Source organism: Clostridium sp. M62/1 (genome assembly GCF_020736365.1).
Taxonomy (GTDB): domain Bacteria; phylum Bacillota; class Clostridia; order Lachnospirales; family Lachnospiraceae; genus Otoolea; species Otoolea saccharolyticum_A.
Genome location: NZ_CP085988.1, coordinates 3,476,270 through 3,489,095 on the forward strand (window position 1 = coordinate 3,476,270; position 12,826 = coordinate 3,489,095).

13 protein-coding genes are annotated in these 12,826 nt (G+C 48.3%); 1 reads left to right on the forward strand and 12 read right to left on the reverse strand.

Annotated features, from left to right (window positions below):
* Positions 1-75: 75 nt before the first annotated feature.
* The 8 genes from grdB to dcuC form a co-directional block, all read right to left on the reverse strand.
* Positions 76-1,389: a glycine reductase complex selenoprotein B gene (gene grdB, locus LK436_RS16145; RefSeq protein ID WP_083794752.1), complete on the reverse strand. Its 1,314-nt coding sequence runs from the start codon at positions 1,387-1,389 to the stop codon at positions 76-78.
* A gap of 9 nt (positions 1,390-1,398) precedes the next feature.
* Entirely contained in the window at positions 1,399-2,679 is a 1,281-nt protein-coding gene (locus tag LK436_RS16150) for a glycine/sarcosine/betaine reductase component B subunit (protein WP_008397373.1), read from the reverse strand.
* Positions 2,680-2,772: 93 nt separating this feature from the next.
* Positions 2,773-2,967, reverse strand: coding sequence for a hypothetical protein (locus LK436_RS16155; RefSeq protein ID WP_044931119.1), 195 nt, complete (start codon positions 2,965-2,967; stop codon positions 2,773-2,775).
* A gap of 125 nt (positions 2,968-3,092) precedes the next feature.
* Positions 3,093-3,476, reverse strand: coding sequence for a GrdX family protein (locus LK436_RS16160; protein ID WP_021966329.1), 384 nt, complete (start codon positions 3,474-3,476; stop codon positions 3,093-3,095).
* A gap of 295 nt (positions 3,477-3,771) precedes the next feature.
* Positions 3,772-4,419: a sulfurtransferase-like selenium metabolism protein YedF gene (gene yedF / locus LK436_RS16165; protein WP_044931214.1), complete on the reverse strand. Its 648-nt coding sequence runs from the start codon at positions 4,417-4,419 to the stop codon at positions 3,772-3,774.
* A 376-nt stretch (positions 4,420-4,795) separates the two neighbouring features.
* Positions 4,796-5,971 (reverse strand): NAD(P)-dependent malic enzyme, encoded by a 1,176-nt coding sequence (locus tag LK436_RS16170; protein WP_008397364.1) that lies wholly within the window; start codon positions 5,969-5,971, stop codon positions 4,796-4,798.
* Positions 5,972-5,978: 7 nt separating this feature from the next.
* Complete coding sequence (locus LK436_RS16175; RefSeq protein ID WP_008397362.1) at positions 5,979-7,103, reverse strand: M20 family metallopeptidase; 1,125 nt, start codon at positions 7,101-7,103, stop codon at positions 5,979-5,981.
* A 17-nt stretch (positions 7,104-7,120) separates the two neighbouring features.
* Positions 7,121-8,479, reverse strand: coding sequence for a C4-dicarboxylate transporter DcuC (dcuC, locus tag LK436_RS16180; RefSeq protein ID WP_008397361.1), 1,359 nt, complete (start codon positions 8,477-8,479; stop codon positions 7,121-7,123).
* Positions 8,480-8,758: 279 nt separating this feature from the next.
* Here dcuC and LK436_RS16185 point away from each other — a divergent pair, with 279 nt between their 5' ends.
* Positions 8,759-10,090: a hypothetical protein gene (locus tag LK436_RS16185; protein ID WP_008397360.1), complete on the forward strand. Its 1,332-nt coding sequence runs from the start codon at positions 8,759-8,761 to the stop codon at positions 10,088-10,090.
* A gap of 80 nt (positions 10,091-10,170) precedes the next feature.
* Here the strand turns inward: LK436_RS16185 and LK436_RS16190 are convergent, their stop codons facing one another.
* The 4 genes from LK436_RS16190 to LK436_RS16205 are packed head-to-tail and all read right to left on the reverse strand — an operon-like array spanning position 10,171 to position 12,816.
* Positions 10,171-10,812, reverse strand: a complete 642-nt coding sequence (locus tag LK436_RS16190; RefSeq protein WP_008397359.1) for a hypothetical protein — start codon at positions 10,810-10,812, stop codon at positions 10,171-10,173.
* 9 nt (positions 10,813-10,821) lie between these two features.
* The gene (locus LK436_RS16195) at positions 10,822-11,442 is read right to left on the reverse strand and encodes a hypothetical protein (RefSeq protein ID WP_044931116.1); all 621 of its coding nucleotides are present in this window, start codon (positions 11,440-11,442) and stop codon (positions 10,822-10,824) included.
* A 4-nt stretch (positions 11,443-11,446) separates the two neighbouring features.
* A complete protein-coding gene (locus tag LK436_RS16200; protein WP_008397356.1) occupies positions 11,447-12,328 on the reverse strand; it encodes an RsiV family protein in 882 nt (293 codons plus the stop codon).
* Positions 12,328-12,816, reverse strand: a complete 489-nt coding sequence (locus LK436_RS16205; protein ID WP_008397355.1) for a sigma-70 family RNA polymerase sigma factor — start codon at positions 12,814-12,816, stop codon at positions 12,328-12,330. Before LK436_RS16205 ends, LK436_RS16200 begins: the two co-directional genes overlap by 1 nt.
* Between the last annotated feature and the right edge of the window lie 10 nt (positions 12,817-12,826).

Below are 12,826 nucleotides of genomic sequence, written 5' to 3' on the forward strand. Positions count from 1 at the left end.
TCAAACAACCTTTGCAGCACCTTTTACTAAGCTGCAAATTATCTTCATCAGAAAGCGTACCGTTCCGCTCTCAGATTACTTCCATTCAAAAACCGTCTGGCCGTCAACCGGAGTCTGTAACGCTTCCAGAGCCTTTCCAACGATCTTTCTTCTAATCTCTTTCTCTTCCTCGTGGGAAAGAGCAGGGTTTCCAAGTGGATGAGGAATAGCAATGGCCGGAACAATTCTGTTTGCTCCAACTGTTAAAGAAATCGGAACTACTGTCGCAATATGAACTACAGGAATTCCATAGGACTCAATGCCTTTTACCATCGTTGCACCGCAACGTGTACAGGTACCTCAGGTAGAGGTAAGGATAACCGCGTCAACATGGTCATCAACCAGTTTCTGTCCGATCTCCTTAGCGAACTTGCTTGCATTTGCTACTGCTGTTCCATTACCAACTGTGGTATAGAAATATTTGTGAAGGCTTCCGATCTTGCCCTCCTTGATGAACTCCTCAACGATGTCCACCGGAAGAACACGGTCTGCATCCTGGTTAGCGTATACCGGATCGTATCCGCCGTGTGCTGTCTCGTATGTCTCCTCTGTCAGATCCATAACGCCCTCGATGTCGTACTGTCCGTACTTGGAAGCACTGGAGGACTCGATGTGATCCGGGTTGCCCTTCGGAACGATACCGCCGGAGGTTACTAAAGCGATCTTTGCGTGAGCCATATCCTTAACTGCCGGTCCTGGAGCCACACGGTCGAAGCTCGGCATCGGATACTCTGTCTCATACTCCTTGCCGTTTAACTTCTTTACAAGCATCTCAACGGCACGCTGTGCGCCTGGCTTGTCCTCGAAGAAGTTTACGCGGATGCCGTTCGGCATATATCCGTCTTCCTTGGAAGAACCAATCTTCTCGCCCTTAACCAGCTTAAGAGCCAGAGGAGCCATCTTCTTAACAGCATCTCTCATGCCTGCTGCGCTGTTCTTTGTCGGGCAGATATATACTTTTGTCTTGTACATATCAGCACCTGGGTTCTCCTTGTACATACCTGTAACAACAGGAAGTCCAAGTTTCTCCTTAACGGCTGCTGCAACTGTACCGCAGGCAACACCGTAACGTCCGGCGTTGAATGCAGGACCGCAGATAACACCGTCCGGTGCTTTCTCCTTGATCATATTGAGAACAGTCTCTGTTGCTGCGTCTACGTTCTCATTGAAGTAAGAGTCTCCGCAGATAACTGTAGCGATGATCTCAGCTTCCTCACCAAATGCCTGATTGAATGCAAGACCAGGGCCTACAGCTCCGTCTCTTACCTCTGGCTGGTAGTCAGCTTTCTCCTCGCCGCCGATATTTGCGAAAAACTGATTAATATAATGAACAAATTTCAGTTTTCCCATGATTTCCTCCTATCTAGCGCTTAACTTGTTGAAGCCCATCTCGTTGGTTGCTCCGGTGATAACCTGAAGCTCTGCTACGATAGAGCCGTCAGCCTGAAGGCTTCCGTCGAATCCGCCTGCAATAATATCTGCAACCTCAGGATATCCGATAACTCTGTCCTTCGGCTCCAGTGTGATAACCATGTTTGCGTTTCCGCCTGTAACAACTGCATCAGCTGCTGCGTCTGCATCTGCTAAGGACTGGGAAGCGCCGTCGCGTCCTGCATACTCATCTGTGATGATAACAGTCTTAACGCCCTGAGCCTCGATCTTCTTGCAGTTCATGATAAGGTCTGTATCCGGGTTTCCGAATCCCTCCTGGGAAACGATAGCGCCGTCAACGCCTAACCACTTGCACAGCTTGGATGTCCAGTCAGAGGAACGCATCTTGTCAGCCAGGTATACGTTCTCGTTTGTGATGATAACACCTACGAAGTTTAAAGTCTTTCCGTGCTGCTCAAATAAGGATTTGATAACCGGATTGTTTAAGTGATGGTAGGATGTATTCTTATCGCATGCAGATACACAGTTACCGCTTAAGATAGCGCCGTCCATGGTCTCTGTCGGATTGATGATAGTCGGCAGGGACTGCTTCATGTCAACACCGTATACATAGGTGTCGTGCATAAGTCCCTGGCTCTGAAGCATTAATACATATGCGACTCTCGGCAGGTTCGGATACTTCTCGATTCCTTCCTTAACGTCCTCTGTCTCATATGTCTCAATCTCCTCAGCCTCGATGTCCTTAGCCAGCTTTCCAACATAGTCAGCAGCCTTTAATCCTGCCATGCGGACAGCCTTCTCGTGAGCGTGTTTCTCGATTCCGTCAGCCGGCTCACAGATAACAACCAGGTTGTTTAACTTGGAGAATGGCGTATACTCTGCGCCAGTTCCGCACATATCGATGATTCCCTCCTGGAAACCAACGATCTTTCCTGTTGTGACAACAGCGGACCCGCGAAGAACGTTTGTCCTTCCGCTTCCAACAGTGGCAACCTTGGAAATCATACCCGGGAACATAGCTCCCTCTCCGCTTACTTTAACTCTTGGCTCAATAACATCCTTTACAGGCATAATGCGGACACTCTCACCTGGTCTCGCAATGTCAAGCTCTACAGATTTCAGGTTCTCATCCTCAAGAAGAAGAGCCTTTAACTCATCTGCATTCACATAGATAACTCCATTCTCCACTTTGGACTCCGGACCAAACTGGATGTCTTTTACGGGAATAATCCCTAATTCAAGTTTCATGAATGCCTGACCTCCCTTTCTTTAAAATTTGTATTTTTGCGGCAGAAGAATTTCTCTTCGCTTTATAAATATAGCAAGTAACATGCCATACTTTCAAAAATCCATAAATGCTAGTAAAAACATTTTTTTATTACAGTAAAACCCTGTGTTTTTACCTGCATTTTTCGGCTGTTTTCGAGGATTTCCCATTCCAAAATTTTTGCTGCAAAACTTTTTTCTGAGCTCTCCCGCAGTCTTTTCAGTGGGTTCTTTGTCATCTTTGACAGTTTTGGCGTTCCTGTTTGTCAATTTCCCTCTGGCAAATGGCAAATCCCCTGGCAATTATCGTGTCAACCAGTGACAAATCCTCTGTCAGCCTGCTTTCAGCCATTTTCATTTTTTCAGCACAGGCCCGTGGAACCCGGCCTGCCCGATCAGACAACCCGGTCAATGGCCCCGCTGATCAGTTCCAAATCGACCTGTCTGAAATCGTTTACAATCGACTCATCCCATTTTCTCACCGGACGATCACTGAGGAATTTTTTTGTCATAAGCACCGCATCCTCAATCATCAGTTCATTTTCAATGACTTCATCGCCATCCATTTTTCTGTCAGACAAAAGTACAGAGCGGAACGGCGTCTGATTCGGCTTGATGCTTCCAGCCATCGGATGCGTCTCTATCCTGCTGCCTTTCTGGACATAGTCTCTGGCTCTCACGAGCACATCCAGATAGGATCCATCCTCCAGATAGTCTACCCTGACTCTATCCCTGTATTTTTCAAAACACAGACGGTTATTTGTAACTAGCAAATACATCTCCATACTCCTGTTGTCCTTTTGTTTTCAGCCTTCGGACAGCCTGTCCTTTCGCTGTTTAGCAAGCTCTATTATACGTCAAATCAGCTGAATAATAAAGCACTTTTTTTATGTTTTTTTAACTTTCACACAACTGTTTCCGGCGCTTTTGGCTCAAGATTCATGCATTTTCACACAAACACGTCAAAAAAGACTGCCAAAATTGTCAAACCATGGCTGATTTGAAATTCCGACAGTCTTTTTATTCCAAAGGAAGATGAACCGGCACTGTAAATTTCTATTTTTCCTTATCCTTCTAAGGTCTTATAACTACTCTGGCGCCTGTCATCTTCTCTGCGATTTCATACATATTGGAGACAGTTCCTACCTGAAGCTTGTCCTCCAGGCCCAGGTGCTTGAGGCAGGTTCCGCAGGTGAGGATCTCAACGCCCTGCTCTGCCATGTACTTCAGATCCTCCACGGATTCGCTTCCCTCAGCCGTCAGCTTCGCACCGCCGTTGTAAAAAATAACAGTTTCAGGCAGAGGCTCCTGGCGGCTCACTGCGTAGATAAATCCTTTAATGAGAATTTTTCCAAGCTCCTCCTCCGGCTCTCCCATCCGGTCGGAAGCAATGACAACCACTCTTCCTCTGGCGATCCCGTTCTCCGGCTCTGTCGGCACACTGCAGTCAGCGCAGTCAGCCAGGATCTTCTCTGCCGGCACATTCGGCCCATCCGCTCCGCTTTCTGACGGGAGAAAGGTCACTTCAAATTCCTTGTCAGAATGTTTTTCACTTAAGGCCTTCATTCCCTCGTGTCCGGCCAGCTTAGTCAGGTTCTGAACTGCAATCTCGTTGTCCACAAGAACCCTTACTTCTTCCGCCTTTTTGACTTCCTCTAAAATCTTCTTTGTCTCGATTACCGGCATCGGGCATGCTTTTCCCCTCATGTCAAGCTGCTTCATCACTTTTGCCTCCTGTTTTCGTAAATTTCTGGGCTTATCCGGCCTGTTCCAGTCCCTGAGACGGTCACACGGCATATTTTATACCAGCTTTTCCTATTATAAGACAGCGGAGCCGGCCGTGTCAATTACAGACCCTTCCTGTAAAACGCCTGGAATTATTGGATTTTTCTATATATTTCCTGTAACTATTCAAAAAAACTCTAGGTTTTTCTCCCATTTCCGGCTGCTGACCGGTCTGTTTCATGGTTTCCTGCCGCAATGGCTGTCTGTTTTCTGCCAATGTCAAAAGGGGCATAAACACATGAAGCAGCTGCACACCAGCTGCTTCACATTCAGGTTCACCCGGGGAGAGCTTCTCCATCCGGCTTCCGTTTTTCTACTTTCTCACAGCACCGCTTCGCTGGGCTGCCTCCTTCACTGCGGAAGCTACGGCCTCTACCACCCTCTTATCGAAGGCAGACGGAATAATGTATTCCGGCTTAAGCTCCTCCTCAGTTACCAGTCCGGCTATGGCCTCTGCTGCCGCCCTCTTCATCTCATAGTTGATGTCTCTGGCACCTGCGTCAAGGGCTCCTCTGAAAATACCAGGGAATGCCAGCACATTGTTAATCTGGTTCGGGCAGTCGCTTCTTCCGGTTCCCATTACCTTTACGCCTGCTTCCATAGCCGTCTCATAGGAAATCTCCGGAACAGGGTTTGCCATGGCAAAGACAATGGGATCCGGCGCCATCGTATGAACCATTTCGGGAGTCAGGGCATTGGCTACTGACACGCCGATAAATACATCGGCGTCCTTTACGGCATCAGCCAGGGTTCCCAGCTGCTCGTCCAGATTTGTAATCTCGCAGAGCTCTGCCTTGTGTCCCTCTACGCCTTCTTTTCTCTTTCTGCAGAGGATTCCAAACTCGTCACAGGCGATCACGTTTTTTACGCCGGCGAACATAATCATCTTGATAATGGCTGTTCCCGCCGCCCCCGGTCCGTTTAAAACCACCTTCAGATTCTGGAGCTTCTTTCCTGTCAGTCTGGCTGCATTCATGAGAGCTGCCGTCACCACGATGGCTGTTCCGTGCTGGTCGTCGTGGAATACGGGAATATCCAGCTCTTCCTCCAGCCTTCTCTCGATCTCAAAGCATTTCGGTGAAGCAATGTCTTCCAGGTTGATTCCGCCGAAGGACGGCGCAATCCACTTGACAGCCTTAATGATTTCCTCTGTATCCTGAGTATCCAGACAAATCGGGAATGCATCTACATTTCCAAACTGTTTAAACAGAAGGCTTTTTCCCTCCATAACAGGCATCGCTGCCTCAGGGCCTATATTGCCGAGTCCCAGCACTGCCGTACCGTCTGACACCACAGCTACCAGGTTTCCCTTAGCTGTATAGCGGTAGACATCCTTCTTGTTTTCATGGATTTTCCGGCATGGCTCTGCAACACCGGGTGTATATGCGATACACAGCTGATCCCTGGAATTAATCTCCACCTTTCCTGCCACCTGGATTTTTCCATGGTTTTCCTCATGCATCTTTAAGGCTTCTTCATTATAATTCATCTGTTCTTCACTCCTTTTCCTCACTCAGCTTGGCCAGTGTTTTAAAAAGCAGCTCAAAACGCGGTCTGATTGTGTCAATCTGAAGGGTTTCGTTCTGGCTGTGAGCTCCGTCGCCTGCAGGTCCTGCACCGTCAATTACTGTGCTTCCGGCAAAGGCTGCAAAGTTTCCGTCTGAGCCGCCTCCGGTCTTTGCCCACAGGATCTCCATTCCCATCTCTTTTCCCTGCTCCTCCATGAGAGCCATAAGTTTCTCCGTCTTTTCTGTCTTTCTCATAGGAGGGCGGAAGCCTTCTCTTTCGATTGTAATGGATGTTCTCCTGTCGAAAGGATTCTCCATGATTTCCCGGAATGCGTTCTCGATCTTCTGATTTTCCTCGATGGTCTCAAACCTGGTATCAATCATGGCTTCCACATGGTCGCACACAACATTTGCCGTAGTTCCGCCGGAAATTTTTCCCACATTTACGCTGGTTCCGATCTCGTAGTGATTCAGCCCCTCCATCTTGAGAACTGCGCGGGCTGCCTCGTTGACAGCGCTGGCTCCATCCCAGGGAGCCACACCGGCGTGGGCCGCAATTCCCTTTACCGTCATTTTGTAGCGGGCCAGACCCTTTCTCTCATATACATAGGCCCCGTTTTTCCTTCCCGGCTCCAGAACAAATGTATATTTTGCCTGGCTTGCCAGCTCCTGAATCCGTTTCTGAGAATGAACGGAGGAAATTTCCTCATCGCTGTTCAGGGCAACGCAGAATCCCAGATCCGTGCCGCTTTCCACCAGGTTTTTCACTGCGTGGTAAATGAAAAGCAGGCCGGCCTTCATATCCATTACACCGGGGCCGTATGCCAGATTTCTCTCGATGCGGAAAGGACGCTTTGCAGCCTCTCCTTTTGGAAATACCGTATCCATATGTCCCAGGAAGAGTACGTCTGTCTTTTCTTTCTTATTCCGGATTTCCATGAATGGGCCGATACCCTCCGGGCCTGCCTCTCTCTTGATATCAAGCCCCAGAGCCCTGTATTTTTCCTCGAAGTAATCGGCGATCAGCCCGGGTCCACCCTCTACCCGGCTTCCGCTGTCTGTGTTTACCAGGGTCTCAAGCTCCTTTAAGTACTCGTCAAGCTCAAATCTCATAATACTCTCCTTTTCTTCTAAAACATCAGGAAGGTAGCTGCCATCAGCACAACCAGTCCTCCGATCATCGGGATGGCTGTTCGTTTTACTACATCAACCGGGAACAGGTCTGCGCTGTCGCTGACCGCCACGATAACGGAGGTAATCGGAGAAACGCTTCTCGCGATACCGCTTGCCAGCTGCATAGGCATAACCATCAGAACTGTTGAAACTCCAAAAGCGGCGGCCACAGTAGGTGCCAGAGCGGCAAATGCGTAGAATGGAGCATTTCCGGAACCCATAACGATGGAGCAGACTGTGATGATAAGCACCATCACGATTGTCATCGGAACCGGTCCGAATCCTGTGGCTTTACAGCTCTCTATGATGATATCAATTGCTCCGATAGCCTGCAAGCCCTTTGCAAAGACCTCGCCTGCAATAATCAGTGTAACAATAGTGGCAAACTGATGTCCCATACCGTCGAAGAAAATCTGAATGCTCTTGAATACTTCTTTTGCATGTCCTTTTTTGCGCACCAGCTCGAAAATCAGTGCAATGGTGGTTCCTAAAAGCATCGCCGTAATAACATCCATGGAAATGGAGCTGATAATCAGCTTGCTGAATACAAACAGGAAGATAAGGGGAAGCAGCGGAAGAATCGCATAGATCTTCGGTGCAGCCTCTGTATTCTTTTTCTCTTCCTGTGTTTCACCTGACTTAAAGCCCATCTTTTTGTCACAGTATTTCTGGACAATGTAATGAAGTACAGAGATTGTGGGAACAACCATGGCAGAAACAGGGAGCTGATAGTTCACAAAGTATACCATAGGATCTAACCCTGCTGTCTGAGCGGCCATATTGGATGCACCGGAAGCCGGTCCTAAATCCAGACAGGCTGCCGTACCGATCAGAGCTGCTGCGGACAGACGGCTCACTCCCAGCTCTACAAGTACCGGGAACAGGGTAGCCATTAACAGAACACTCAGTCCTGCTGCACTCGGAATGAAAACATTGAGGAACTGGCCTACTACATAGCTGAGCGCCAGAACCAGATAAGGCGCATTAATCTTCTTTAAAGGCTTGATACAGATACTTACCATAGCGGAGCTGGCTCCGATTTTGTCCATGTAAATGGCAAATCCGCCTACGGCCATGATGATAAGGCCGGTACCGGCTGAATCGGATTTAAACACATTTTTTATGTACTCGAAGATGTCAAAGAACCAGAAGCCTGTCTGATCCTCCAGAGCCAGGATCTCTCCTGTATGGAATAAAGATGCCAGAATCATCAGGAAAATACCGCCTGCAAAAAGCACGGTCTGCGGCTTGAATTTTTTTAAGATGAAGTATCCTACTACCAACGTCACTGCAAGCGCTGTTAGAATGCTAAACATGATTTCTCCTCCATTCGTATTTAAGGATAAATTAAAGACGTCTTTTTGTATTGCTGATTATATGTCTATTATTAACCGCAGTCAATACATAATTAATTTTTCATCATTTTGCAAAAATATTTTGTCCTTAATTTAGTAATAAATAACAAAAGAATTTCTCTTTTTTGATGAAACGCCCTTGCAGTTAAGTCCCTCCCCGGTGTGTGGTTGCCTTCCCCATTCTTTTTTGATATACTTGATTATCAGAAAAATACAAGCATCGACCGAAAGGAAATTTGAATGAAAATCGCAGTTCTTTCTACTGAATATTTAAAGGATTATTTGACAGAGGCTGTTGAAAAACTAGATCTCGGATGTGAGATTGAGATTTTTATTTACTATAATTATGTTCATATTGTAGATTTATACAGGCAGCTGGAGGACAGATTCGACGGCTTTATCACCACCGGTCCCGTCCCCATGCAGACAGTAAAAAAGAGCGTTCCCAACTGCCGCCCCATCAGCTTTTTTCTGTGTTCTGAAAGCAATTACTACAAAACCTTTTTCGAGGTCATCTACAAATATCAGGACTGGAACTTTGAATACGGATATTTTGACTTCTGCGACTACCTGTGCCCTGATCAGGAGTCCTCTCTCATCGAGCACCTGAAAAACGGCACCTTCGGCAGCTGGCTGGACAGAAACAACCGCTATATGACCAACATGACCGTTGAAAAGATGCAGGAGTCCACCCAGAGAAAGCTGGAAAAGCATATCAGGCTCTGGAAGGAGGGAAAGATTAAGTACTCCCTCTCCCGAATGAGTCCCATTATGCCTCAGATTCTCGAGGCAGGTGTGGACTGTCACTATATTTCTTTCAGCTATGACGACATCGTCCTCTGTTTCCGCCAGCTGATTCAGGAAATTCTCATGGGCGAGCTGAAGGACAGCCAGACGGCATCCATTGAAATTCTTTTCTCCGGCGCCGGGAAGCAGTCTGCAGATTCAAAGCAGCGCGATGTGCTGGAACGGCTTTTAAAAGCCTTCAACAAAAGGTATATGTGCGACTTTATCATCCATGAGACAAAAAACGGCTTCCGTATTTCCACCAGCCACAAGACGGTAGAAACCATCACCGACGGCTTTACGGCCTGCCATCTGAGAGAATACCTGGAAAAAAACGGAAACCTTTCCCTGGCCATAGGGTACGGGCTCGGGCGGGTCATCAGCCAGGCCCAGGCGAATGCCATCGACGCTGCGAGAGAGTCACAGATCAACGGAAACAAGACCAGCTATCTGTTCGGCGAGGATCGGGAGCAGATCGGGCTCTTCGGCTCCGGAAATGATTTTTCCATCCAGGGCTCTGTCACCCCCTACATAAGGGAGCTGTCAGACCGGACCGGCCTTTCCACGCTGACTATCCAGAAACTGATCAGCGCCTTCCGCATAACCGGTACAGAGGAGGTAACCACGCCGGAGCTGGCAAGGATCCTCCACATTACCATCAGAAGTGTAAACCGGCTGATTTCCGTTCTCGTCAAGTATAACCTGGCCGAGCCTCTCTATTCCCGCCAGACCAATACCAAGGGACGTCCAAGCAAAGTATACCGCATACGGATCCAGATCGATTAAAAACAGCGGGGAGAGGAAGCTGCCATAGACTGCAGCTCCCCCTCCCCGCTGTTTTTAATCCTTTAACCTTTTTCCTTTTCCTATTTCAGTTCTCCCACAGCCGGATTCATGCCTATGGACAGATTCTCACCCAGGGAGTAGAGTGTGATAAATGTGTTATCCTTCTTCCATTTCCAGTTCTGGCTGCCGGCTTCTGATGACTTGCCGTCAAATTCCGGCTCCTGTCCCACGAACTCTGTCAGATTTTCCACCCATTTTTCTGTCATGGTCTGATGATCCTCTTCACCGCCATGGAACTTGACAGACAGGGATGTGATCTTCTTGTTCTCGTCACAGGTTGTGTACAGGGAGGCCTCATCCTCTCCCAGGGTAATCTGGTAGATACGGCCGATATAAAAGCTCCTGTCCTCCGTCCAGTTCTCTGTGCCGCCTCCGAACAGATCCTTCGTCTCCTCATCATCCGTGCCGAGGATTTCCACAAGCTCTTCCAGCTTGACTGCCTGACCGGCTTCCTCAGCCTGGGCCTTGTCTGTTTCCGTACGGGCTTCTGATCCGGCAGCCCCTGTCTCAGGGACTGTCTCGGTCTGAGCTTCTGAAGACACGGAGGCCGCTGACTCTGCCTGAGTCCCTGCAGATTCCGCTCCTGCCGGCTCTGCACTGCAGCCTGCTAACAGCGCAGCAGTCAGAACCATCGCCGGAAGGACTGCTCTTCTCTTTCTCATGGCCTCCTCCTAGTAGTTGATTCCGCTCACTGCCAGAGCTCCGTCTCTCACGCCAAAGTTAATATTTGCCTTGCCTCCGTCTGAGATAGAAAATCCTGCCATGCTGGGCTGCATATTCTCTGTATCTGCATCTGCCACAGAGGCTACGAGCTCGTCGGTAAACACTGCGTCAGCACCCAGAGCCAGGAAGTCCTCCTTCGTTTCCACAGCTCCCACATCAGGAAGGCCTACGTAAACCGGGAACGCTGTAAGCTCTGCTAAAGCGTCCAGATCCTTTGCTGCCACTGCCTCCTTGATCTGAGCTGCAAACTCGGCTGCCGCTGCGCTGTCAACGGCAAAGTTATCCTCATATCCGCCGGCGCTGCCGTTTTCAGCCTGAGCCTCTGCCTGGGGCTTTTCAGCTGTCTCAGTGTTTTCGCTCTTAGTCTCCTCCCCAGCTGCCTCTGTTTTCGCCTCTGTCTCTTCCATGCTCTCTGCTGTCTCTGCAGGCTGAAGCTCCTCCATCTTTGCTGTCTCCTGTGCAGCAGTTGTCTCAGCAGGCTCTGTCTTTCCTGCACATCCTGTAATGGCAAGACCTGTTACCGCGATCCCCATAATCACTGCTGCTGCCGTAAATTTCGATTTTCTCATTTTTTCATCCTCCAATTTCAAATTCTATCTCACCGGATGAACCGGGTGCGATCTCATATTTTTCGAAGACAATTACAGGATTTTCATTTTCATTGATATAGAATTTCGCATTTTCTGAAATACCTGTGAATCCGCCTTCCTCTGCCGACCAGAATACCTCTCCGGCTTCCTGTCTGCTGCTTATCTGCTGCCCTATGCTCTCATCTGCGATTCTGATATAATCGCTTCCCAGCAGATCCTCAAGAGTTACCATCTTTCCTGTATTGACATCAATATTGTAATACCTTGCCTCGCTGTAGGCGGTCGTCCAGCTCTCTGTTCCTCTTACGATGAAGGAGAGATACTGGTCTGTCTGAGATTTAATCTCATAGCCCACCTGAATCTGTATGTTGTGAGCTTTCCACTCTTCCTCCGTTCCTCCTGTATCCAGGAACGCCTTTCTGTATTCCTCGGCACGGGATACAGCCTCGTCTGCATACTGTCTGCAAAGATTGTAGATCTCCTGGTTCACTTCATCAACCTTAATTCCCGTATCTGTCTGAATCATATCTAATGTAGGAACTTCCACGGAAATTCCAATTCCATCTTTTTCAGACTCATAAGTCCGGAACGTCAGCACTCTCGCCAGTGTCCCGATGACAGGAAGCTGTGCCGCCTCCTCAGCGAAAGCTGTGCTTGTGTTAAGTGCCGCTGTAAATACGACGCAGACGGCGGCTGCAGCAGCGGCTGCTTTTCTGAGCCCGCTTCTTCTCCTGAGCCTCAGAACCTTCTTCTCCTGAGCCAGACGTTTCTCTGATTTTTCAATTTCCTTCTGAATTCTGGCATTCAGCTCTTTCGGAATCGGTATATTGTCATATTCTGACTTCATATTTTCTAATCTTCCCATCAGCTCACCTCCTGAATATTTTCCCGGAGAAGCTTAAGTCCCCGGTATAGCTTTGTTTTCACTGTGTTCAGATTCAGGCCTGTAATCTCTGAAATTTCCTTTAATGACAGCTCCTCAAAAAACCTCAGCCTGATAATTGTCTGTATATCTTCTTCCAGTCTGTCCAGCTCCTCTTTGATGTCATCCTGCTGTTCATAACCTTTTTCATAGTAGGCCTCCTCTTTCTGAGGATTATCGTCTGACAGGAGTTCCTTTTTTCTCTGCTTTATCGCTGCCAGACTTTCATTTATCAATATCCGGTAAAACCAGGTTTTCACTGCATCGGCATTTCTTAAGTTTTTGTAGGACTCGAGAGCCTTGCAGACCGCATTCTGAACAATGTCCAGAGCATCCTCCTGGTTTCTGGCGTAGCTGTATGCCACCCGGTAAAATTTATTCTGATTTTCTACAATATAGCTGACCAGCAGCTCATACAGCGTCTGTTTCATGGGTACCCCT